Annotated in this window: 15 protein-coding genes; 8 read left to right on the top strand and 7 right to left on the bottom strand. The window is 43.3% G+C overall.

Going from position 1 to position 25,942, the window contains the following annotated elements; genetic code table 11:
• Positions 1-126: 126 nt before the first annotated feature.
• Positions 127-915, bottom strand: coding sequence for a FimV/HubP family polar landmark protein (locus K8B83_RS04175; protein ID WP_223419211.1), 789 nt, complete (start codon positions 913-915; stop codon positions 127-129).
• 78 nt (positions 916-993) lie between these two features.
• On the opposite strand from K8B83_RS04175, the gene priA reads away from it, so the two are divergent.
• The 6 genes from priA (at position 994) to K8B83_RS04145 (ending at position 8,314) form a co-directional block, all read left to right on the top strand.
• Positions 994-3,189 carry a primosomal protein N' gene (gene priA / locus K8B83_RS04170; protein WP_188739647.1) on the top strand — a complete coding sequence of 732 codons (2,196 nt, stop codon included), beginning with the start codon at positions 994-996 and terminating at the stop codon, positions 3,187-3,189.
• Between the two features lie 180 nt (positions 3,190-3,369).
• Positions 3,370-5,115: an arginine--tRNA ligase gene (argS, locus tag K8B83_RS04165; protein WP_188739648.1), complete on the top strand. Its 1,746-nt coding sequence runs from the start codon at positions 3,370-3,372 to the stop codon at positions 5,113-5,115.
• A complete protein-coding gene (locus tag K8B83_RS04160; protein ID WP_188739669.1) occupies positions 5,115-5,726 on the top strand; it encodes an SPOR domain-containing protein in 612 nt (203 codons plus the stop codon). Before argS ends, K8B83_RS04160 begins: the two co-directional genes overlap by 1 nt.
• A 158-nt stretch (positions 5,727-5,884) precedes the next feature.
• The gene (gene hslV / locus K8B83_RS04155) at positions 5,885-6,409 is read left to right on the top strand and encodes an ATP-dependent protease subunit HslV (protein WP_188739649.1); all 525 of its coding nucleotides are present in this window, start codon (positions 5,885-5,887) and stop codon (positions 6,407-6,409) included.
• Positions 6,410-6,434: 25 nt separating this feature from the next.
• Positions 6,435-7,760, top strand: a complete 1,326-nt coding sequence (hslU, locus tag K8B83_RS04150) for an HslU--HslV peptidase ATPase subunit (RefSeq protein ID WP_188739650.1) — start codon at positions 6,435-6,437, stop codon at positions 7,758-7,760.
• Between the two features lie 167 nt (positions 7,761-7,927).
• Positions 7,928-8,314, top strand: a complete 387-nt coding sequence (locus K8B83_RS04145; RefSeq protein ID WP_188739651.1) for a gamma-butyrobetaine hydroxylase-like domain-containing protein — start codon at positions 7,928-7,930, stop codon at positions 8,312-8,314.
• 129 nt (positions 8,315-8,443) lie between these two features.
• On the opposite strand, the gene K8B83_RS04140 is transcribed toward K8B83_RS04145, so the two are convergent.
• Entirely contained in the window at positions 8,444-9,223 is a 780-nt protein-coding gene (locus tag K8B83_RS04140) for a helix-turn-helix domain-containing protein (protein ID WP_188739652.1), read from the bottom strand.
• A 131-nt stretch (positions 9,224-9,354) separates the two neighbouring features.
• Here K8B83_RS04140 and K8B83_RS04135 point away from each other — a divergent pair, with 131 nt between their 5' ends.
• Entirely contained in the window at positions 9,355-9,699 is a 345-nt protein-coding gene (locus K8B83_RS04135) for a hypothetical protein (RefSeq protein ID WP_188739653.1), read from the top strand.
• A gap of 1,102 nt (positions 9,700-10,801) precedes the next feature.
• Here K8B83_RS04135 and acnB read toward each other — a convergent pair.
• A complete protein-coding gene (gene acnB / locus K8B83_RS04130; protein ID WP_188739654.1) occupies positions 10,802-13,399 on the bottom strand; it encodes a bifunctional aconitate hydratase 2/2-methylisocitrate dehydratase in 2,598 nt (865 codons plus the stop codon).
• 403 nt (positions 13,400-13,802) lie between these two features.
• On the opposite strand from acnB, the gene hxpB reads away from it, so the two are divergent.
• Positions 13,803-14,468 (top strand): hexitol phosphatase HxpB, encoded by a 666-nt coding sequence (gene hxpB / locus K8B83_RS04125; protein ID WP_188739655.1) that lies wholly within the window; start codon positions 13,803-13,805, stop codon positions 14,466-14,468.
• Between the two features lie 133 nt (positions 14,469-14,601).
• Here the strand turns inward: hxpB and K8B83_RS04120 are convergent, their stop codons facing one another.
• The 4 genes from K8B83_RS04120 to aceF all read right to left on the bottom strand — a co-directional run bounded on the left by K8B83_RS04120 (position 14,602) and on the right by aceF (position 25,933).
• On the bottom strand, positions 14,602-16,866 hold the full coding sequence (locus K8B83_RS04120) for a patatin-like phospholipase family protein (protein ID WP_188739656.1): 2,265 nt from the start codon (positions 16,864-16,866) through the stop codon (positions 14,602-14,604).
• Between the two features lie 274 nt (positions 16,867-17,140).
• Complete coding sequence (locus K8B83_RS04115) at positions 17,141-21,550, bottom strand: EAL domain-containing protein (RefSeq protein ID WP_223419208.1); 4,410 nt, start codon at positions 21,548-21,550, stop codon at positions 17,141-17,143.
• A 905-nt stretch (positions 21,551-22,455) separates the two neighbouring features.
• Positions 22,456-23,883: a dihydrolipoyl dehydrogenase gene (lpdA, locus tag K8B83_RS04110; RefSeq protein ID WP_188739658.1), complete on the bottom strand. Its 1,428-nt coding sequence runs from the start codon at positions 23,881-23,883 to the stop codon at positions 22,456-22,458.
• Between the two features lie 172 nt (positions 23,884-24,055).
• The gene (gene aceF / locus K8B83_RS04105) at positions 24,056-25,933 is read right to left on the bottom strand and encodes a pyruvate dehydrogenase complex dihydrolipoyllysine-residue acetyltransferase (RefSeq protein WP_188739659.1); all 1,878 of its coding nucleotides are present in this window, start codon (positions 25,931-25,933) and stop codon (positions 24,056-24,058) included.
• Positions 25,934-25,942 lie beyond the last annotated feature (9 nt).

Raw genomic sequence — 25,942 nt, 5'->3', positions numbered from 1 at the left:
GCTAGCAACTATATAAATTAACATTCACTGCTGCAACCAATTACTGACACTACAGAGTAATTACTCAATACTTTGTTCAACTAATCACAGTTAACTCGTTAATTTAGGCACATTGTGCTTTAAACGTTATTTCGCAGCATGTTTAGCCTCTATCACTTCAAACACTTCTTTATCTACTGCTTTATTGTCATATTGAGCCAATATTGCTGAAGACGGACACACCAAAGGGGCGTTTTTCAATAATAAATGAATTTTTTGCTTTGAAAAAGAGAGTAAATTTGCCTCAAATATTGCTAACATCGCACCGTATACACTGGTATTCCACTCATTTTTATAGCGTTCAGCAATTCGCCACAACGTATCCGAATTATCTTTAATTATCTGGCAATGACCCGATGTATTCTGGCGTGCAACTGCATTATCATCGGTTGTCGTTTTAGCTGCTATTGCAGTCTGCTGCGTGTTTTGCGGCGCGTCGTCAGCTGCCGTGACTAACTGAGTACTACCAAACGCTTTACTCTCAACCCGCACGGCACTAGCAAAAGACAACGGGGCGTCAAACAGGGCAATAACGGCTAATACCACTGTGTTACTCGCATGGCGCTCCATAATAATTACCTGGGCATTTGGGTCGGTAACCGTTTTAGCACCTGTGATTTGTAACAAAAAACGATTAATAGGCTCAACCGTTAACTCTTGTTGTTGCATCGCGCCATCGACTTTTTGGCGAAGATAAAAACTCAACTGTGACCAATCATCATTTTGGGCCACTAGATTAACTTTTAACAAAGGGGGCTGGTCCAGCTCAGATTGCCGACTATTAATGCTAACGTGATTAACCTGTGCCAATACTGGTTGAGCATTTGCCCATAAACCAAAGCTAACACACAAGACCATAATGAGTCTTTTACACATAACACTGCCCTATCTCTTTGATGACACTTAGAGGTAAACTGATAACAATCCCTAATAAATCAGATAATGTGAAGCCCTATGCCAATGTTTGTTGAAGTCGCCTTACCTGTGCCCTTACGCCAAAATTTTAGTTACCGCGTAAAAGACGAGCAACAAACAATAGTGCAAGTAGGACTGCGAGTAAAAGTACCTTTTGGCCGTCAACAACTGATTGGTTTAATCACCGCCATTACCGATACTTGTGATTTAGCACCGCAGCAAGTTAAATCTGTCACCGCTTTGCTAGATGATGCCCCAATACTGCCAGAGTCGCTATATAAATTAACGCTTTGGGCGGCACGATATTATTTTACCTCCCAAGGACAAATGCTCAGCCAAGCACTTCCTGTGGCACTGCGTAAAGGATTAGATGCAACACCACAAGCCATAGTGGAATATCACTTAACCGAACAAGGTCGCCAGGCAGAGCCAAGCGTACTTAACCGAGCGCCAGCCCAAAAAAAACTCTTTGAGTTATTGCTAGCAAATCCGCTAACCCAAGATGAGCTGACCACTCAAGCCTTAAGTAAATCAGCCCTTAAAGCATTACAAGACAAAGGCTGGATAGAACAAAAAAGTGCGCACATCACTCACGATTTAAGCTGGCGTCACAAGCTGCAAATGAACGAGTCGCCACACAAGTTAAATAAACAGCAAGCTGTAGCGGTTTCTGTGCTAACACAACAAAAAGGGTTTCATTGCACCTTACTAGAAGGCGTTACTGGCTCGGGGAAAACCGAAGTCTATTTAACCTTGCTCGAAACCATTTTAAAACAAGGCAAACAGGCACTGATTTTGGTGCCAGAAATAGGCTTAACCCCACAAACCATAAATCGCTTTAAACGCCGCTTTGAGGTAAACGTCGCGGTGATTCATTCAGGGCTCACCGACAATCAACGCCTGGAGGCCTGGCGACAAGCTCGCGTGGGCGAAGCGGCCATTATTATTGGCACCCGTTCAGCGCTGTTCACCCCAATGGCGTTTCCTGGTCTTATCATTTTAGATGAAGAACACGACAGTAGCTTTAAACAACAAGAAGGGGTGCGCTACCATGCGCGCGACTTAGCCGTTATGCGTGGCCATTTAGAAGACGTTCAAGTGGTACTTGGATCAGCAACACCCTCGCTTGAAACTCTACAAAATGCGATATCGGGCCGTTATCATCACCTTGAGTTAAGTGAACGTGCGGGGGTGGCACAAAAAGTAAAACAAGGCACCATCGATATTACCTCACAGCCCTTAAAAGCCGGCATGTCAGCATCATTAATTAACGAAATGCGCATGCACCTTGATGCTGGCAACCAAGTGTTGTTGTTTTTAAACCGTAGAGGATTTGCCCCAGCCTTGTTGTGCCACGAATGTGGCCATTTACACGAGTGCGATCGCTGCGATGCTTTTTTTACTGTGCATCAAGGCTTAAACGAAATTTGCTGTCATCACTGCGGCAATCAATATGCTATTCCTAAGCAATGCCACCAATGCGGAAGCACCATGTTAATGGGGCACGGTTTAGGCACAGAACAGCTCGAGCAAGAGCTGGTTAAGCTGTTTCCGCAGCATCCGGTTGTGCGTATTGACCGCGACACAACGCGCCGAAAAGGCTCCCTTGAGCAACAGTTACAAGGGATTTACATGGGTAAATATAAAATTTTGGTGGGTACTCAAATGCTGGCCAAAGGGCATCATTTTCCCGATGTAACATTAGTGGGTTTACTTGATGTTGACGGTGCATTATTTAGTGCCGATTTTCGTGCGCCTGAGCGATTTGGCCAGCTCTATACTCAAGTATCTGGCCGTGCAGGGCGGGCCGACAAACCCGGTAAAGTGCTACTGCAAACCCACCAAAGTGATAACCCTATTTTGCGCGACTTGCTGCAACGAGGTTATGGCGAATTTGCCCGCAGCCAGCTGTCTGAACGCCAACAAGCATTATTGCCCCCCGCTTGGCACATGGTGTTAATTCGTGCAGAGGCGCATTTAGCTCAAGATGCCGATGCCTTTTTAGCCCAAATAAGCCAACTCATTCCTCAGGATAACGAGCTTGAGGTTATTGGGCCCATTCCAGCGCCATTAGACCGCAAAGCCGGAAAATACCGCCGCCAGTTAATGCTGCAAGCCAAAAGTCGCCAACAACTTCAGAGCGTCTTTGAACAGGTCCTTAGCCAAATGGAACAACTCCCAGAAGCGAAACGATGCCGCTGGACGATTGATCGCGACCCACAAGATTTAATGTAATACCACAGTGTCATCATTACTTATAACCTCTGTAATACCGTTCATTTAGATTGTTATTCAGGTTTATGATAAAAAAACCAATATTTCCGCCAAAGCAGATAGCAATCGTACCCCATAAACGGCTAAAATACGCGGTTCCGTCATGTCATTCATTTAACGAGTTAGTGCAAGCAAACGCCCATGAAATCACATATTGAATCTTTACTAGAACAAACCCTCGAATCTTTTAAACAGCAAGGTATTGTGCCAGCTGATTTTCAAGCACGCATTCAGGTCGATCGCACTAAAGATAAAAGTCATGGAGACTTAGCGACTAACCTGGCAATGATGCTGACCAAAGTAGCCCAAAAGAACCCGCGCGAACTTGCCCAATTGATTATCGACAATTTACCGACGTCATCGCACGTTGCTAAAGTTGAAATTGCAGGCCCAGGTTTTATTAACTTTTTTATCGACGACAATGCATTAGCCAATCAACTACAACACGCCTTAAACGATGAACACTTAGGCGTAGCCTTACCGGCTAAACAAACTATCGTTGTCGACTATTCATCGCCAAACCTCGCCAAAGAAATGCACGTTGGCCATTTACGCTCAACCATCATTGGTGACAGCGTTGTCCGTGCGCTTGAGTTTTTAGGTCATAACGTGATTCGCCAAAACCACGTGGGAGACTGGGGCACGCAATTTGGTATGTTATTGGCATACATGGAAGAATTACGTGCCGCCAATGGCGAACAAGCGCAAATGGAATTGTCAGACTTAGAAACGTTTTACCGTGCAGCCAAAGTCCGTTTTGATGAGTCAAGTGAGTTTGCCACTCGTGCACGCCAGCTAGTGGTTGCCTTACAATCGGGCGACGAATACTGCAATAAACTGTGGCGTGAGTTTAACGACATCTCACTCAGTCACTGCCATGAAGTTTATCAGCGTCTTGGTGTGAGCTTAACCCGTGCTGATGTTCACGGCGAAAGCGCATACAACGCAGACCTTGCCCAAGTGGTTAACGATTTAGACGCCCAAGGTTTACTAAGCGAAAGTAATGGCGCTAAAGTGGTGTTCCAAGAAGAGTTTCGCACTAAAGAAGGCGAGCCATTACCGGTTATTATTCAAAAAGCTGATGGCGGTTACCTATATGCCACATCCGATTTAGCCGCCATGCGTTACCGCTCAAACGTACTCAAAGCCGACCGTGCCATGTACTTTGTTGACTTACGCCAAGCACTGCACTTTCAACAGGTATTTAGCCTAGCTAAACTGGCAAAATTTGTTCGTGAAGACATGTCTTTAGAGCACACAGGCTTTGGCACCATGAACGGCGAAGATGGCCGCCCCTTTAAAACCCGCTCAGGCGGTGTGGTTAAACTCGTCGACCTACTAGACGAAGCCAACGTGCGCGCGCTTGAACTGGTTCGCAGCAAAAATCCAGACATGGACGAGGCAACAATCACTGAAATCGCACGTGTCGTGGGTATTAGCGCAGTAAAATACGCTGACTTATCGAAAAACCGCACTAGCGATTATATTTTCAGCTTTGAGCAAATGTTAAGTTTTGAAGGCAACACCGCACCATACTTGCTATATGCCTACACCCGTGTAGCCGGTATTTTTAAACGTGTTGAAGACATCGACTTAAGCCAGGCAAAAATTACACTTGAGCACGAAAAAGAAAAAGATTTAGGCACTAAACTAGCCCAATTTGGTGAAGTGTTAACCCGCATGACCGACAAAGGTTTGCCTCATGTACTGTGTGGCTACCTATACGAGTTGGCCAGTGAGTTTTCAAGCTTTTACGAGGCATGTCCAGTATTAGCCGCTGACACCGAAGAACAAAAGCAAAGCCGTTTACTGCTATCGCAATTAACCGCTAAAACACTAAAAACAGGCTTGTCATTGCTTGGCATTGACACGTTAGAGCGGATGTAATCATGAGTCGTGACTACGCAAACCGCAAACCTAATACAAGCAAACCACGTAAAAGCCGTGCGCCACAGCGTAAAAAAGCGCCCACGGGCGGTTTTCCGTATCTGCCTGTATTTGTTGTGTTAGCGCTTGTTGCAGGCTTTGGTTACTTTTTATGGTCGATCAACGGTAGCTCTGAAACCCAAGTAACAGAGCCCGTGCAGCAACCCAAAAAGAAAACGGTAAAAGCTGAAGCAGAGCCAAAAGCCGAAGTGAAAAAAGTAGCTAAACCCGATCCAAATGAGTTGCCACCAATGCCTCAAGAAGAATGGACCTACCTTGAAGAGCTAGAAAACAAAGAAGTTGAAATTGATTTACCCGCAACGGGCGTAGTTTCTAGCGGCATTTATCAAATGCAGTGTGGCTCGTTTAGGCAAGAGTCACAAGCCAATGAAATGAAAGCCCGCATTGCATTTCAAGGTATGGAAGCACAGGTACGTCGCAGCGAAGGCGCCAACGGTATTTGGTATCGTGTCGTGCTTGGCCCCTTCCCGAGCAAACGCGAAGCGGAAACCAATCGCCATAAAATGCAAAAAGCAGGTATCAACACCTGTCAAATTTGGTTATGGCAATAACGCTTTTCAATCGACTAACGCGGTAAACTTTCATCAGCCCTGTTCACTTGAACGGGGCTTTTTTTATTGTGTCCTTGATATCTCTTCTTTTGGCCCCATATCCATTTTAATCATGAATCAACAATTGCATTCGTTGATGCATTAAAAGAGGATTTTCCGTGACTACTATCGTATCTGTTCGTCGCAATAACCAAGTTGTCATCGCTGGTGATGGCCAAGTATCTTTAGGCAATACCGTCATGAAAGGCAACGCTCGAAAAGTGCGTCGCTTGTATCATAATAAGGTGTTAGCTGGTTTTGCAGGCGGTACTGCCGATGCTTTTACTCTTTTTGAGCGCTTTGAAGCCAAGCTAGAAATGCATCAAGGCCATTTATTAAAGTCAGCTGTTGAGCTCGCCAAAGATTGGCGCACCGACAGAATGCTGCGCAAACTCGAAGCCATGCTCGTGGTGGCCGACGCAGAAGCCTCATTAATTATTACCGGAAACGGCGATGTGGTGCAGCCAGAGCACGACCTTATTGCCATTGGCTCAGGTGGCAACTATGCCCAAGCAGCCGCACTTGCACTTTTACAAAATACCGAACTCAGCGCCCAAGACATTGCAGAAAAGTCTTTAACAATTGCTGGCGACATTTGTGTATTTACTAACCAATTTAAAACTATCGAAAAGTTAGATTACTAATTCGAGCGTTAATAAAGGAACAGTTATGTCTGAAATGACTCCTCGTGAAATTGTTCACGAACTAGATTCACATATCATCGGCCAAAAAAATGCCAAACGCTCGGTAGCGGTAGCCCTTCGTAATCGCTGGCGCAGAATGCAACTTGAGCCAACGTTGCGCCATGAAGTCACCCCCAAAAACATCTTAATGATTGGCCCTACAGGTGTGGGTAAAACCGAAATCGCCCGTCGTCTTGCCAAATTAGCTAATGCGCCCTTTATTAAAGTCGAAGCGACAAAATTTACCGAGGTAGGTTATGTTGGTAAAGAAGTTGAGCAAATCATCCGTGATTTAACCGACTCAGCGGTGAAAATGACCCGCGAGCAACAAATGAAAAAGTGCCGTCATCGCGCTGAAGAAATGGCAGAAGAGCGTATTTTGGATGCGTTATTGCCAGCACCTAAAGATGACTGGGACACAGAAAAGAAAGATGACTCGAATACTCGTCAAATATTTCGCAAAAAGCTGCGCGAAGGCCAATTAGACGACAAAGAAATCGAAATCGATATAGCCGCGCCGCAAATTGGTGTTGAAATCATGGCACCACCAGGCATGGAAGAAATGACCAATCAGTTACAAGGGTTATTCCAAAATCTTGGCCAAAGCACCTCAAAACGCAAAAAGCTTAAAATTAAAGATGCCTACAAACAATTAGTCGAAGACGAAGCAGCAAAGCTGGTTAATCAAGAAGATCTTAAAGAGCAGGCTATTGAACTTGTTGAACAAAATGGCATTGTATTTTTAGACGAAATCGACAAAATTTGTAAGCGTGGTGAAAGCTCAGGCCCAGATGTGTCACGCGAAGGCGTACAGCGCGATCTATTGCCGTTAGTAGAAGGCTGCACGGTAACCACAAAACACGGCATGGTGAAAACAGATCATATTCTGTTTATTGCCTCGGGCGCATTCCAGATGTCAAAACCATCGGATTTAATCCCAGAGTTGCAAGGACGTTTACCTATTCGGGTTGAATTAGACGCCCTAACCGCCAGTGATTTTAAACGTATTCTCACCGAACCTAACGCCTCATTAACAGAGCAAATTATTGCGTTAATGGCCACAGAAGGTGTGACAATTGAGTTTACCGAGTCGGGTATTGAGCGCATCGCAGAAGCCGCATGGCAAGTAAACGAGCGCACTGAAAATATCGGCGCACGCCGTTTGCACACCGTAATGGAAAAGCTGATGGAAGAGATCTCGTATGACGCCTCTGAAAAGTCAGGTTCCACGTATGTGATTGACGCGAAATACGTAGACGATCATCTTGATACCTTGGTACAAGATGAAGATTTAAGCCGCTTTATTTTATAAGTGATTTAAGCTAAATCGCCTTTACTGGTATACGGCCTAAAGGCGAGTGTGAAAATCGATTTAAACCGACATCACGAATGCAAATGACAACAATAGGATTAACTGCAAAGTCGCGTATGATGATAATCTGCGATTTAGCGTTAATCCTTTTTTTCACAGGTATTCTCATGACTCAATCAACGCCAACCGTTACAGGCATTAAGCTTAAGCGTCAATCCAAGTTACTTGAAGTCACATTCGATAACGGACAAACCCACAGCATTAGCTGTGAAATGCTGCGAGTATTCTCCCCATCGGCTGAGGTACAGCGTCATGGCGACCCTATATTAGTGACTCACAAAAAAGCCGTAAACATCACCGCGATTGAGCCTGTAGGCCATTATGCGGTTAAAATTGTGTTTGATGATGGCCACGATACCGGTTTGTATTCTTGGCAAGTGCTATACAATTTATGCAGTAATCAAGCCGAGCTATGGCAGCAATATTTAGCCAGATTGCGGGCAGAAAAAGGTTCGCGCGAGCCACTGATTAATATGAATATAAAGTATTCGTAGCAGTAGTCGCGTTAACGCTTTGCGCTAATGATTACGGCGAATAAAATCGTGACGCCTCACCCACTACAGATTAAGGTAGTCATGAATACTGTAGACACATTTATTCAGTTGATTTACTAAAATCACTACTTATAAATTGTCTAAAAATAGTTCGGTTTGGGCATTAGCGGGATAGTAATGCTCCATTAACAATTCAGATGCTGTGATGTCTAACGGTGTGCCGAATGAGGTTAATGTGGTTAAAAAGCGCAGCGCTGTGCCATTAATAACAAAATCGACATAAATAAAAGGCTCAGTAGACACAATATGCGTTTTATCTTCCAATAAGTTAGCCACGTCAGGATATTGAGATAAGGACTGAATCAATTCGTCATGGCGTTTTGGGGCGTGCTGATCCTCGATACTCAGGCGTTGTAGCGTCGTGCTAGCCACTTCCTGCCAATTACTCATCACAAGACGCAGACCATTAGGGTGCATTAACCAATGAGCAATATTGTCGTGCAAAATAAATTGCTTGTGCTCTGCCGTGATTAAGCCGATTAATTTTTCAAAGCCTTTATTGCGAATAACCACATTCCAGTTCCAATCCACCACTATCGCAGGAAATGGTTCATGCCTAGCAACAATAAACTCAAGAATGCGCGCAACCTCCACCCTTTCAGTATCGCTTAATGGAGTGCGTACATAGTGTTCAGCAAAGCCTGCTAATGTCATTAATTCATTACGGTTTCTAAAGGGCAAATTCAACACTTCACACAAGTTAAGCACCATTTCTTTGCTTGGTTTAGCACGGCCCGTTTCAATAAAGCTAATATGTTTGCTGCTCACATTCGCCTCAAGAGCTAAATCCAGTTGACTCAAATGACGACCCTTACGCCAAAAACGTAACTGCTCACCAAACGTATTCATACTGATCCTTATTCATCTTGTATCCAATCATATTAACTCGATTTGTCGCGAGAACCATTACCACAGAGGTAATGGATTTTATTACCTCACGGTATCATTATAGTGACAACACACACTAAAGAGTAAAAGCGATGACGTATTTTAGGGCTGCATTATTATTATCATGGGTACTTATTATGAGCATAACGGCTTATGCCGTCGTAAAAGCTGGAATGAATTGGCCCGCCATCTATTTTGGTGATTTATTTGTTGGTCACCCTTGGCGTCAGCAGTTTAATACCGACTTTTTAATTCATTTGTTGATTTTATGTTCATGGGTGTTTTGGCGTGAAGAATCAAAACTGAAAGGCGCAATATATGGATTTTTGAGCATTATCATGGGCGGCATGTTCGGCTTTATATACATACTGATTGCGTCATACAAAGCAAAAGGGAATGTCAGTAAAATACTGCTCGGACATCACTTTAATAAGTGACTTACTGTTTAGTTCATGTTCAACGATAACATGCCACAACCTACTCTATCGAGAAGCAGCGAAATTATTCTTATCTGCAAAGGTTTTACTGAGCCTTTGCTTTTTAGCCATGGCCAATATTGCTAAATCAACTTTAAGTCCAGAGTTGATTTCTCCATTTTAACGTCAATATACCAACACATTTTTGCGGCAAAGTTTGTTTGGGTATGGCCTGCGGCCATAAGTATAAAAGTACAAGCAAACACCTGGATCCCGGCTCAAAAGCATTGCCGGGACGACGAGAATGTAGTTATCAAGCGTTGCGTTAAATCGTTCAACTACAAACAAGGTTAAGTCGAAGATACCCAAACGGCGGATGTAATCGCGGCTATGACCTTCGAAAACATGGATGTTTTCGCAGAGCGTCCATGGATGGATTCACCGCGTGTCATAGAAGTGATTTCATTGAGTATCGTTGCCTAGTGTGACAATAAAGCAGTAAAACAGAGTCACTCACAGCAAATCCTGCACAAAAGTTCAAAGCACAAATAACACCTGGGTCCCGGCTCAAAAGCATTACCGGGACGACGCTAGGACGTCAGAGTTAGGACGATGAGACTGTAGTTATCAGGCTTTATCCAGAAATACGTTAAATCTTTAAATAACAAATAAGGTTAAATCGAAGATACCCATACGGCGGATGTAATCGCGGCTATGACCTTCGAAAACATGGATGTTTTCGCAGAGCGCCCATGGATGGGTTCACCGCGTGTCATAGAAGTGATTTCATTAAGTATCGCTACTTAGCAGCTTAGTTTTTTTGAGTTAAATGGTATAAAACCTTCCTATCCAGAAATGGTAAAACAGAGCCACCCACAGCAAATTCTGCACAAAAGTTCAAAGCACAAACACCTCGATCCCGGCTCAAAAGCATTACCGGGACGACGCTAGGACGTTAGAGTTAGAGTTAGAGTTAGAGTTAGAGTTAGAGTTAGAGTTAGAACGATGAGACAGTAGCTAACAAGCCTTTGTCAAAAAATGCGTTACCAATATAAAATTTAACCAAACAAAAATGCCAGCATTTCTGCTGGCATTTTGGGTTCAACAATTAACTAATACAAACTTAAACCGCTGATTGGAAAATCACGCTGTCGGCTTTCTTAGTGTAAGAGTCGATTTGATCGAAGTTCAAGTAACGGTAAGTGTCAGCTGCTGTAGCATCTAACTCTTTAGCGTATTCTTGATACTCTTCTGGAGACGGTAAACGGCCTAATAATGCCGCTACAGCCGCTAACTCAGCAGACGCTAAGTATACGTTTGCACCAGTACCTAAACGGTTAGGGAAGTTACGCGTTGATGTTGAAACAACAGTCGAGTTTTCAGCAACACGAGCCTGGTTACCCATACATAGCGAACAACCTGGGATCTCGATGCGAGCACCGACACGGCCAAAGATTGAGTAGTAACCTTCTTCGGTTAACTGATCGCGGTCCATCTTAGTTGGTGGTGCAATCCATAAACGTGTTGGCAGTGTTTTAGCAAACTTGTCTAACATCTTACCGGTAGCACGGAAGTGACCGATGTTTGTCATACAAGAACCCACAAACACTTCGTCAATCTTAGTTTGCGCAACGCTTGATAACAGTACAGCATCATCAGGATCGTTTGGTGCACAAAGGATTGGCTCTTTAATGTCGTTTAAGTCGATTTCGATAATTTCTGCATATTCTGCATCTTTATCAGCTTCCATCAACTCTGGGTTTGCAATCCACTCTTCCATTGCTTTAATACGACGCTCAATAGTACGACGATCGCCGTAGCCTTCACTGATCATCCACTTTAACATTACGATGTTAGAGTTTAAGTATTCAATGATTGGCTCTTTGTCTAACTTAATAGTACAGCCTGCCGCGCTACGCTCTGCAGATGCGTCAGAAAGTTCGAATGCTTGTTCAACTTTTAGTTTTTCAAGACCTTCAATTTCTAATACACGGCCAGAGAAAGCATTGATTTTGCCTTTTTTCTCAACCGTTAGCAGACCCATTTCAATCGCTTTTAATGGAATAGCATGTACAAGATCACGTAATGTGATACCTGGCTGCATTTCACCTTTAAAACGAACTAAAATTGACTCTGGCATATCAAGAGGCATTACACCTGTTGCAGCAGCAAATGCCACTAAACCAGAACCTGCTGGGAAAGAAATACCAATTGGGAAACGCGTATGAGAGTCACCACCAGTACCAACGGTATCAGGCAATAGCATACGGTTTAACCAAGAGTGAATAACACCATCACCTGGGCGTAATGATACACCACCACGGTTCATGATGAAGTCTGGTAATGTATGGTGAGTATTCACGTCAACTGGTTTTGGATATGCGGCAGTGTGACAGAATGACTGCATAGTTAAATCAGCACTAAACCCTAAACAGGCTAAGTCTTTTAACTCATCACGAGTCATTGGGCCGGTCGTGTCTTGCGAACCCACTGAAGTCATTTTAGGTTCACAGTATTGGCCAGGACGAATACCCGTTACGCCACACGCTTTACCAACCATTTTTTGAGCAAGGGTAAAGCCCTTGTTTGACGCAGCAACAGCTTGTGGACGTACAAAAACGTCAGATGCTGGTAAACCTAATGTTTCACGTGCGCGATCAGTTAAACCACGACCGATGATCAATGGAATACGACCACCAGCACGAACTTCATCAAGTAGTACGTCAGTTTTTAGTTCAAATGTAGAGATAACTTCGTCAGTACCGCCACGCTTAACAACGCCTTCGTATGGGTAAATGTCGATTACATCGCCCATTTCCATATTGCTTACGTCAAGCTCAATCGGTAATGCACCAGCATCTTCCATAGTATTGAAGAAAATCGGGGCAATTTTACCGCCTAAACAGAAACCACCAGCACGTTTGTTTGGCACAAATGGGATATCATCACCCATGAACCACAATACTGAGTTAGTTGCTGATTTACGTGATGAACCCGTACCAACTACGTCACCAACATAAACAAGCGGGTGGCCTTTGGTTTTTAATGCTTCGATTTCTTTAATCGGGCCCACTTCGCCAGACACGTCAGGCACAATACCGTCACGGGCGTTTTTCAGCATCGCAAGTGCGTGCAACGGGATATCAGGACGTGACCATGCATCAGGTGCAGGAGACAGGTCATCAGTGTTGGTTTCACCCGACACTTTAAATACAGTCAAGGTCACTTTGTCGGCAAGTTTAGGACGGTTTAAGAACCAATCTGCGTTTGCCCAAGACTCAACGACTTGTTTTGCAGCAGTGTTACCTGCTTGCATTTTTTCAACCACGTCGTGGTACGAATCAAACATCAATAATGTGTTTGATAATGCTTTAACAGCCAATGGTGCTAAGGCTTGGTTATCTAACTGAGCGATTAACGGCTCAATGTTATAACCACCTTGCATAGTGCCTAACAGCTCAACGGCACGATCAGCTGATAATATCGGTGATTTTACAGTGCCTTTGGCGACTGCATCTAAGAATGCTGCTTTTACGTAGGCAGCTTCATCAACACCAGGTGGAATACGGTTTTCTAATAAGTCGAGGATCACAGCTTCTTCACCAGCCGGTGGAGTCTCAACTAATTTTACTAATTCAGCCACTTGTTGTGCATCTAATGGCTTTGGGACAATACCCACTGCAGCACGCTCTTCGACGTGTTTACGATATGCTTCTAGCACGGCAACATTCCTCTTTGTTTGACGCCTAACGGCGAAACTCAGCACGCTTTTCAAGGTGCTGATAATTCCACAGGTTCGGGCTTGAAATCCGACATTCAGTATACTACAGCTTTATAAAAGTATGAATCAGCTCACACTGTTAGAGGCATGAAATCAACTCGATTTATCAAGCTAATAATCAATTTAATGGCTTACGTTATTAATTAAAATTAGACAATAGTTTGAAACAGCCCAAAAACCTTTTAAATACATTTACTTACCAGGCACCCATCAATTAAAGTCTGCACCGAAAAATATCCGCTTTGATGATGAATTTTTTTTTAAAAAATCCATTTTAATTGCACCTAACCACTAACAACGTGATAATTTACGGCAAATAAAATACCTTTCAGGAGTCAAAGCAGTGTCAACCCAAATAGAAGCGGTTATTTTCGATATGGACGGAATTTTAATTGATTCTGAGCCCGCATGGCAGTTAGCCGAACAAACCGTATTAAACAGTTTTGGCCTCAACCTGACACTTGAAGAAGTAGAACAAACCACTGGACTGCGCATAGATCATGTCGTCAGTTATTGGTATCAGCGTTTTCCTTGGCCGGATTATGACAACAGTGCAACCGCAAATAAAATCGTTAATGAAGTCATTGCACAAATTAACGCGACGGGTGAGCCAATGCTAGGGGTGATTGACTCACTCGAAGCTTGCAAACAACTTGGCCTTAAAATTGGTCTGGCGACATCGTCATCATCAAAGATAATTAACGCTGTGCTTTCCAAACTCAATATTGGCCATTATTTTGAGGCGCTAGAGTCGGCAGAGAATTTGGCTTACGGCAAGCCGCATCCAGAGGTGTATTTAAACTGCGCCAAAGCATTGGGCGTTGCACCAAGCCAATGTATTGCAATTGAAGACTCATTTAATGGTTTAATTGCTGCCCGAGCTGCCACGATGCAAACCGTTGCAATTCCTGCACCGCATACCGCCAACCAAGCCAAGTGGGTAATAGCCCATCACCAACTTGCCGATGCAAGCCAACTGCCCGCTTTACTGCAAACGGTCAGCGCGTAAAGTCGACAATTTGTACCAATCAGGATAAATCAGTGATCATTTTTATGCTGACTTAGCCTCTCGCGCTGAGTGTGAAGCTTAATTAAACAAAAATGGCAGCCGAGGCTGCCATTTTGTTGCACTGCATACATTTTTAAAAGTTTTTACCTAAAAACAGATAAAATGCCTTATCGCCACGGTCTGTTACCCCTAGCCCCAATGCTGCTGGCCCCCAATCTGTATCGGTACCCAAATATAAACTACTGGCGTAAATTAAGTCATCGAGCTCCATCTCACTGCGCTCAAACCACACATTGCCGCCCTCTAAACTCACCCCCAAATACAAAGGTAAATCGGTAATGAGTACATCACGGCCTAAATCGTATTGGTAAATCACTGCACTGAATATTTTATGCGCACCTACAAGCGTATCTTTACGGTAGCCAGATAGATTCAAAAAACCGCCTAATTCAGCTACGTGTAAGGTAAAGCTACCGTCATTTTGAGTGGTTGCCAGTTCCACTTTACCCACAATTGCGTGATTTCCTAACTGCAGCGCACCTTTCCAGTCGGCTTCAAACTGCCAGGCTAAATCGTCACCAAATGGGTTGTCTGAACTGGTCACGCCGCTATAAGATTCATCCCTTAAGTAGCTGGTAAACGTAAAGCGATTACCTTCTGTAGGAAAACTAATGCTGTTTAGGGTGTCATAGGTCAGCTTTAAATAGGCGCCGGTAGAATGGTAATTAATTGAGTCTTGTGAGTCGACCTCACTTTTCACTTGGCCATCTTCACCAATAAAGCCTAATTCTATTAAACCGTCAGAATCATAATTGTAACCAATACCAAGCTCTAGTTGGGCGGCGTTATTTTCCAGCAATAAATAACTACTGTCTTGGTCGAGTAAATCCCAACTGCGCATTTGATATTGCACTCGGGCTAAACTGTAAAAAGTTTGGTCGCGATCAAGCGGTTGATAAAACTCCGACGCGACTAATTTACGGTACCCTAATTCAACTTCATTACGCCACTCTCCCCCCATTTGGGTTAAATCTGTCATGGTGTATGCCAAACTTAGTGTGATGGCAGAATCTAAACTAAAGTCATCTTCCCAGTTAAAACCCGCTTGAAAATAATTAGGTCCCCACGATTTAGCCCGAGTAGTAACAGTAATAATGCGGCCTTGCTCTACATCTTCAAACTCAGCATCGACTCGCTCAAATTTGTTTAATGCATAAACCCGCTTTAACGCAGCGGCTAACTCTTCTTTAGTTAGCACATCACCTTTGTTAATGCCTAATCGTTCACGCAGTAACTTTTCACTGACTTTAGATTGGTTATTAAAGGCAATTTTATAAATCGGCTTTTTAAGTGGGTCGATCCAGCGCAAACTTTGCTGCTTTTTATCGGCTTGATAAGCTAAATAGGCAGGCTCTTTTATGCTCAATTTTTTAAGTTTTTCTAATTGAATATTAGCTGCATCTTCCCCTAACTTTAACGCCAACGGCATTATCGAAAAGTCAGTGGTGCTTAATACGTCAATGGCAGGGCGAATTAAAATATCTCTTTCTGTCAGTAAGGTTTTTTGTCTTGCTGTACTAGCTTGAGTCAACATAGTTGAAAGCTGCTCAAGCACAGCCACTGTGCTGTCTAGCCTGTCTTGGCCAACGAGCGGTGAGCCTATATCCACGGCAATAACAATGTCTGCGCCCATGGCTTTTACCACGTCTACAGGCATATTATTTGCTATGCCACCATCTACCAATAAACGGCCGTCAATGATGGCTGGTTGTAATGCACCAGGTACGGTTGCAGAGGCCTGCATAGCTTGTACAACACTACCACTAGACAACACCACAGCCTCACTTGTTGCAAGGTCGGTTGCAACTGCTCGATATGGAATCGCTAAATCGTCAAAGTCGCCAAACTGCTCAACCAAATCGGTTGAGTGCCTAAGCAGTAACGACATGGTTTGCCCACGTAACAAACCACTGGGTGAGGTTAAACTATTGTTGTTATAGCCAACAGTTAGCGGAATATTGAATTGATCACGTTGTTGTTTATCACGGTAACTTAAGCTCTCGCGGGGGATGGTGTCAGAATACCCTTTAGCCCATTGACCATTGAGCATGATTTTTTCAATTTGATCAGCACTGTAACCCAGCGCAGACATGCCTGCTACGTAGGCTCCAATACTGGTTCCGGCAATATAATCGACAGGGATATTGTGTTTTTCAAGCACTTTTAGCACACCAATGTGCGCAGTGCCTTTGGCGCCACCACCACTGAGAACAAGACCAATAGTCGGTCTTTCTTTCACTGTTTTGGGTGCTGCAATTGCGGGCTGGATCACCACACTAAAACAGATAAAGCTCAGCAAGAAACAACCTAGCTGATTAAGACGCAAAATGGCTTGCATAAAATATCCCGCAATAAAGTAAAAACAACGCATTCTAACAAAGTATAACCTATTACTATCATCGTCAGCTCAGTTTTGCCTATGATGCCAAGCAGCACAAAAATGTGATCATTCCTACCGGTTAAGTGATTTTACATAAAAGGCCGTTCACCGAGCACACATCATCGATAAATAAAGGGTCCGGCTAAAAAACCAATTTAGCTTTGTTGGGCGAGTCTTTGGCTAAGCTTAAGCTGTTTAAATTGCTCGGCGACAATCCATTCGCCGCGCTTATTTATTGGTATTGTTTCATATGTTGTTCAAGTTCAACTTTGGGCATAGGTTTAGCGAAATAATACCCTTGAATAATATGACAGCCACGCTGAACCAGCTGCGCAAGTTGCTCAGGCGTTTCAACCCCTTCCGCAATCACCTCTAATGATAAATTTCGGGCTAATTCAATAATACTACTCACAATTGCCTGATCGGCCTGATTTTGGTCAATGTGGATCAAAAACGACCTGTCAATTTTAAGCGTATTCACTTTAAACGAGCGCAAATATGCCAACGACGAATATCCCGTACCAAAGTCATCAATGGCAACATCTACCCCAAGTTGCTTAAGCGCTAATAAATGTTGAGTGGCAATTTCTATCTCTTTCATTAACACCCCTTCAGTGATCTCAACTGACAGGCATTTGGCTGGCATACCGGTTTTTTGAAGCGTTGCAGTTAAAAAATCGATAAAGTCTGGTTGCCTAAAGTGCATAGCTGAAACGTTAACCGACACAAGGAGATCATGTTGAACTTCGCGACACCACTTAGCCCCATCAATGCAGGCTTGGGTGAGTACCCAACGATCTATTTCGACAATTAATCCGCATGACTCTGCAATACCAATAAACACGTCAGGGCGCACTAGGCCATCAACAGGGTGGCGCCAACGAATAAGCGCCTCAACGCCCGAGAGTCGATTTGTACTAACATTTACCTGAGGTTGGTAGTGCAGTTCAAATTCATTACACGCAATGGCTTTGTGCAGATCGGCTTCTAAACGTAAATGATAAAGAGCCTCGGCGTTACGCTCGGCTGAATAATATTGAAAATTCCCCCGACCTTCTTCTTTTGCATGGTACATTGCCAAGTCAGCATTTTTGATCAGCGTTTCTGGTGTTTGTTCATCACCAGACCAAATACTAATGCCTATACTGGTTGAGATAAAAAACTCTCTACCATAAAGTTTAAAAGGCATCTCTATTTGCTGTAATAACTGTTGGGCGGTGTGGTTAATCGTATCGATATCTTTGGCGTCGCGTAATAAAATAACAAATTCATCTCCGCCAAAACGACACAGCAAATGCTCTTCAGATAAGCAAGCTTGCAGCCGATTGGCGGCCTCAACCAGTAATGCATCGCCCATGCTGTGCCCATAGGAATCATTTACATGTTTAAAGCGGTCAAGATCTAAAAATAATAACGCCAATGTTTCGTTATTTTGTTTTGCCGTTTCAATAATTTGCCCTAATCGCCTAGAAAACATTGACCGATTAGCCAAACCAGTAAGCATGTCATTATTTGCCAATCTACGTAAGTGCTGCTCATTATGCTTACGCTCAGTAATATCAGAAAACACCACAACATAATGCAATGATTCGGCACTACTATTAGCCATGGTCGATACGTTCATCCATACCGGGCAGAGGCTGCCGTCAATACAGTAAAACTCACTTTCACCCGTCCAAAAACGCTCTTTATCAAACACGTCTTCTAAATCAAAGGGTTCTACCGTTGTTGCCACTAAGTCAATAAATGGTTTACCCACTAAATCACGCTGATGTGCGGCTAAAATTAAACTTGCAGCGGCATTGCTAATTTTGATGTCTTTATTGGCATCTAAAATCAGCATACCTTCTGAGGTGTTTTCAAATGCTTGAGCAAGTAAATTTGCCTCACTTTCAAGCATTCTTTGCTGGGTGATGTCTGTGTACATACCCGCCGCATGGAGCAATTGTTTGCCATTAGAAGCAACCTCAATCGCCCTTCCCTTTATGCGTAACCAGTGCCATTTGTTGTCATGTGAATTTTGGTAGCGATATTCAATATTGATCGAGTCTGTTTTACCTTTGGCAAAATCAGCCCAGGCCGCATCAAGGCGAAACTTATCATCTGGATGAACAGGAATATCTTGCAGAGCAATCCGTATAAATGGGGTAGAACCAAGCACCCCACCGCGATTATCGAGTGACAATATCTGAGAATCGTTATGCCACTCCCATAAATCAGAATCACTGCCCTTTAATGCCTGCTGTAAACGCTCGTCACTTTGCATTAATGCGGTATTTATTTGCTTAAAACGACTCACTTGGCGTTGTCTATATAACAAAAGCATCACGGCTAATAATAATAAGGCAAACAGTAACGCGCCTTTAAACTGTTGAGACTTCCACCAAAATTGTTTTACCTTAAAAGAATATTGAAATGGCTCACTGGTCCAAACACCATTACGCTTGTATAAGAGATCTAAGCTATATTCGCCCGCACTTAAGCCGGTAATGTTTATTTGAGATTGCCCCTCGAGCAATAAATAATTGCCCGCATCAGCCCCCTCTTTTGCCAATCGATATTGCAATGTCATTGGGGTGTCGTCTAAATAATCTAACATGGCAATCTGAAAGCTAATCAGGCTCGCACCAGGTTCAACTTGAGTTAATTGGCTAGGAATAAGATACACTGCAGTGCTGTCTTCATAAAAAACCGAGACAGATTCAAGAATCACTTTATCGTTAACGGTACGTGGCGCTAGTTTATCTAAATCAATTAACATGGCACCGTCTGGCGTACCAATAAAAAAGCCTTTTTCAGGGGCATAAAACTTGGCCGACTCATTAAATTCGTCCGAAATAAACCCATCTTTATGGCTAAATGAGCTAACCTTTCCTGTTGTCTTGTTAATTTTAACCAGTGCACTTGCACACCCAACAATATGCTCGGTGGCAGTGTCTTGTAAAAAGTACACGACCTTACAATCGATTTTCCATTGCTGATCCAGTGATTTAGTTGCATTAGTTTGGGTGTTGAGCTCAATAATCCCTTGTTGCGTTGTGCCAAGCCACAGTACGTTGGGTTCAACTTGCAATAAAGAATTAATCATTGGCTTATTTTCTAATTCACTAAATAAGCCTAACTGCGAATGAAAAACCCCATCAACGTCCACATAACCAAAAACTTTTCCTCCAGAGAGCCATAATCGGCCACGGCTATCCCGTAAAAAGTCACTGTACCAGGTATTAGTAAATTGAGTGTCGTCGCCAACCAACGGCTCAAGCACAAGATCTTTATTGCCATCTTGCCAATAATAAAGCCCTTTATTAGTGCCAATCCATAACCGCTGCGGCATGAGCTTGTCACGGTACAGCTTAACGATAACTTTACCGCTTAACGACTCTTTACCCCCACTCCAGGTTGCAAAATCAGTCCCTATGTTGGTATTTTTATTAACCACATACAGGCCGTTTGTCGTCCCTAATGCAATATGGTTTTCATCCAAAGAGGCAAGCGTGTATATGCTGTCGCTTATCTTGAGCCCTGCCGGGATTACGGTTGTCGACACTCCTTTACCCTCTACAACAGATAAACGACCATCAGCTCCAAACCATATTTTGTCGCCTTCGATGTAAATTGACCAAACCATTTCATTTGCCAATTTGTAAGACGATTTACTAGAGTACTTATCCAGGAGAAAAGCCGGTTTTCCGGCCACAACTGCCAAGCCATCGCCAGAACCACCGACCCATATTAAGCCATCTGCATCCACAGCAATATCATGAATATAGTCGATATTAGCTTTTTGTTTTAACTCATCTTTATAAACCAAAATCTGATTATTTTGCTGTTGCCAAAAGATTAAACCGCTGCGACTTGAAATCCACAAATCGCCATTGAGATCCTCAGTCATTTGCTCAACAAAATAAGGGATTTCATTTATGGCTTTTAATGTTAAAGAATCAGGAAAAACTTGATACAAACCATTTGAGGTGAGCAACCAAACTCGATGTTGCTTGTCTTGAAATATTTTTTTGATTAATCCGTTTTTATCACTCCACGGAAAACGCCCTAAAAAGCTGCCATCAGCATGATGAATTTGCAGCTCACTTTTAGTCGTAAACACATACTGGCCATTATGCAGTTGTAAGGCATTTATCCAGGCTAAATCGCGGTTTAAATGGTGTTTGGTCGATACACTTAATGACTGAGTTTCATCATCAAAATAGTATACTTGACCAGAATAACTGAGTAACAATAATTGGTTATCTAATTGTCTTTGGTAAGCAACAACTCGAATACTCTTATTCAAGTTGCTTACTTCATTGGCTTCAGGGTTAAGCAATAAGCGAAATTGATTATCAATGATACTGTACAAATACAATGACGATTGAGTACCAATAAGTAAGTGATCTGGGCCTGAGTTGATGACAGAGGTGGTTAGCTCATCGTCGAGTACCGAATCAAAACCCACTTTATCGATACGCCTAACCTTGCTATTACTGACTCGATATAATCCCTCTTGAGTCGCAAGCCATACATAACCATAACGATCAAAGCTGATATCTTGAATTCTTGCGTTTGCCAAACCATCTTTTGCGTTAAAGACACGTTGAATGATATCGGCCCCGCGCACAGGCATTGCGGCCAAAATAAATAGCATCACACAACTTATACAATAGCTAACCGCTCTAATCATAAAATTCGCTTAACCTTAACATGATAACCACAGGCAACTTGCCTAAAAAATACATCCAAAACAGGCATCACTCATTGAAGCCAGGATAATGCAGCAAAACCAAGACAATCATTTAATGTTTTAACATTAATAGCTTAACAAAGTCACCCGTTTAATGAGTCAGATGCATATCTGCGTAATATTTTATCGGTAATAAACAAAACGAATCTATAATTGGCATACCATATTGTAAGCAAGTATATGATAGATGGTGATTTATCCTCCTCACTACATCATCAATTTAGCTCGAAGAAAATAACTTATACCATTTCCATTAATTATGTGACCAATCAGAGTCGCTCAGACTGTTCAGTTTGAGGCGCATTGTTGAAATAATGGTTATTCCCTTCTAAGGCAATGCAACAAAGAAATGGACTGTCTGAGCGTCTCCTGCAAGGCGGGTTTCTGTGCCTTCTATGCTGCTTAATAGTATTTTGACGTACGACTGCATGGATGCAGGAGGTAGAGCAACGCAGGAGCAGTTGCCGAGAGCAACTATGCCTACAATCCTATTACTTGCCTAGAAGGCACAGAATTCCCGCTGAATGACCAGATAATTAGTGGAATTGGTATTATTTCACATCGTAATCATGGCTCCATTTTCTTGATTGTCCGCAAAAATAAAAAGTAGCGTTTGTTTATTAAAAAGTAGCAGGCTTACTTAATGATTTTGAGTACACAATATACTATTACTCACGAGGATTAACGCATCAACAATACCCTATCAAAGCAAAGGTCATTATTGAGCTGCCTAGGCTGAAGCTTAAAAAAAATATCAAAAAAAAGCACCCCAAATAAGGAGTGCTTTAATGTGTAGCGACTAACCGGTATTACTTCTTCTTAACCGCTTTTGGGTTAGGTAAATCAGTAATTGAACCTTCATATAACTCTGCGGCTAAACCTACTGACTCATGTAACGTTGGGTGAGCATGAATAGTTAATGCTAAATCTTCAGCATCGCAACCCATTTCAATCGCTAGGCCAATTTCACCTAATAATTCACCACCGTTAACACCAACAATAGCACCACCAATCACACGGTGAGTGTCTTTGTCGAAAATTAACTTAGTCATACCGTCGCTTGCATCAGATGCGATTGCACGGCCAGAGGCTGCCCATGGGAACTTAGCAACTTCGTAAGACAAACCTTGCTCTTTCGCTTCTTTCTCTGTTACACCAACCCATGCAACTTCTGGGTCAGTATAGGCAATCGATGGGATCACTTTCGGGTCAAAGTAGTGCTTCATACCAGCAATCACTTCAGCAGCTACGTGGCCTTCATGCACGCCTTTGTGTGCAAGCATAGGTTGACCAACGATGTCACCAATAGCATAAATGTGCGGTACGTTAGTACGTAATTGCTTATCAACATTGATAAAGCCGCGCTCATCTACATTAACGCCCGCTTTTTCAGCATCTAAAGACTTACCATTTGGCGCACGGCCAATAGCCACTAATACTGCATCGTAACGAACTGGCTCAGCAGGTGCTTTTTTGCCTTCCATCGATACATAAATGCCATCGTCTTTAGCTTCAACCGCAGTCACTTTGGTTTCTAGCATTAGGTTAAACTTGTTTTTAATCTTCTTAGTGAAAACTTGAACAATGTCTTTGTCGGCAGCAGGAATAACTTGGTCGAACATTTCAACCACGTCAATTTCACTACCTAGTGATGAGTAAACTGTGCCCATTTCTAGACCAATAATACCACCACCCATTACCAATAACTTACAAGGCACTTCTTTCAACTCTAGCGCATCGGTAGAATCCCAAATGCGTGGGTCTTCGTGTGGAATAAATGGCAATTTAATAGGACGAGAACCTGCGGCAATAATCGCGTTGTCAAAGTTAACGACTTTAACGCCATCTTCACCTTGTACTTCAATGGTATTTGGGCCGGTAAATTTACCTAAGCCGTTAACCACTGTCACTTTACGCATTTTAGCCATGCCACCTAAGCCACCGGTTAGTTGGCCGATAACTTTTTCTTTATAGCTGCGTAATTTATCTAAATCAATTTGTGGCTCGCCAAAGCTTACACCGTGAGCTGCCACAGTTTTTGCTTCTTCGATGACTTTAGATACGTGTAATAATGCTTTAGATGGGATACACCCCACATTTAAACATACGCCACCTAAGGTGCTGTAACGTTCAATAATGACGGTTTCTAAGCCTAGGTCCGCAGCACGAAAAGCCGCTGAATAACCTGCAGGGCCCGCGCCTAATACAACTACCTGAGTTTTAATTTCGTTACTCATGTTTTCCTCTATCCTTTGCTATTGACGGTGATACCGCCTCGTGGCCAGATCGTGTAAGCTGACCGCATTTTACACTTTGTTTGACACGAATCACAATCCTAGAAAGACGGATTGATTGGTATCACGCTGTAAACAAAAAAGGCTGCTTGAATAATCAAGCAGCCTATTGGTATTAAAGCACTAAGGTACGAATATCTGATAAGCACTGGTTCAAATAAGTAATGAACCTTGCACCATCTGCACCATCTATCACACGGTGATCGTATGATAGCGACAATGGTAGCATTAAGCGTGGGGTAAATTCTTTACCATTCCACACAGGCTTAAAGTCAGACTTAGACACACCAAGAATGGCCACTTCTGGCGCATTGACGATTGGTGTAAATGCTGTACCACCAATACCACCTAAGCTTGAAATGGTGAAGCAGCCCCCTTGCATGTCAGATGCAGTTAGCTTACCGTCGCGGGCTTTTTTCGAAACGACTTTAAGCTCGTTCGACAGCTCATGAATGCCTTTTTTGTTAACGTCTTTAAATACAGGCACCACAAGACCATTTGGCGTATCAACCGCAATACCAATGTTAACGTACTTCTTCAAAATTAAGCTTTCGCCATCTTCTGACAATGAAGAGTTAAACGTTGGATAGGCTTCTAATGCTTTAGCAGCCGCTTTCATGATGAACACTAATGGCGTGATCTTCATGCCAGAATCTTTCTTCGCTTCTGCAGCATTTTGCGCCTGACGGAACGCTTCAAGCTCAGTAATATCAGCATCATCCCACTGAGTAACATGCGGGATTTTCACCCAGTTACGGTGTAGATTAGCACCAGAAATCTTCTGGATACGTGATAATGGCTTAACTTCAGTTTCGCCAAACTTGTTAAAGTCTACTTTTGGCCATGCAAGTAAATTTAGCTCACCGCCGCCATTGCTGGCAGATTTAACCGCACCAGATTCAACTTGCTTAACTGCCGCTTTCACGTAGTTTTGCACGTCTTCTTTAACCACACGACCTTTGCGGCCAGAGCCTTTAACGTTAGCGAGGTTAACACCAAGCTCACGAGCCATGCGGCGAATAACAGGTGATGCATGGGCATAAGCACTGTTTTCAACAAAATCTTCTTTTGCTGCAGACGCCGTTTGCGCAGGCGCTGAGGTTGCTGCAACCGGTGCGCTAGCCACAGGAGCAGGAGCCGCAGCTGGCGCGCTACCCGCAACTTCAAAGGTCATAATTAATGAGCCAGTTGATACTTTATCGCCTTGGCTAACAATAATTGACTTAACGGTACCTGCAAACGGTGCTGGTACTTCCATCGCCGCTTTATCGCCTTCAACGCTAATTAAAGACTGCTCTTCGGCAACTGTGTCACCCACTTTTACCATTACTTCGGTCACAACTACTTCGTCGCCACCGATATCAGGTACATTGATATCCTGAACCGCGGCTGCGGTTGCAGCAGGTACTACCGCTGGAGCGGCTTGTGTTGCAGGAGCCGCAGCAGGTGCACTACCCGCGACTTCAAATACCATTACAAGTGAGCCAGTCGAAACTTTATCGCCAACGGCCACTTTAATTTCTTTAAGCACCCCAGCAAACGGAGCAGGGACTTCCATCGCTGCTTTATCGCCTTCAACGCTTAATAGCGATTGCTCTTCAGTAATACTGTCGCCCACGTTAACTAAAATTTCAGTCACAGACACTTCATCGCCGCCAATATCTGGCACGTTAACGTCTTTAAGCGTTGGAGCTGCGGCTGCAACTGGCGCAGCCGCTTGTGGTGCTGCCGCTGCGACTTGTGGCGCTGCAGCAGGCGCAGCGTCTGATTCAAAAATCATAATTAACGAATCAGTGGCCACTTTATCGCCCACTTTCACTTTAATTTCTTTCACGATACCGGCAGCAGAAGCGGGAACTTCCATTGCCGCTTTATCGCCTTCAACGCTGATAAGAGACTGCTCTACTTCCACCTTGTCGCCTACGCTAACAAGGATCTCAGTCACTTCAACCTCATCCGCACCGATATCAGGAACATTAATTTCAATTGCCATTTTATCTAG

The sequence above is a fragment of the Shewanella inventionis genome (assembly GCF_019931735.1).
Taxonomy (GTDB): Bacteria; Pseudomonadota; Gammaproteobacteria; order Enterobacterales; family Shewanellaceae; genus Shewanella; species Shewanella inventionis.
Note: the sequence above shows the minus strand (reverse complement) of the source record. Positions and strands in the feature narration are given on the sequence as shown.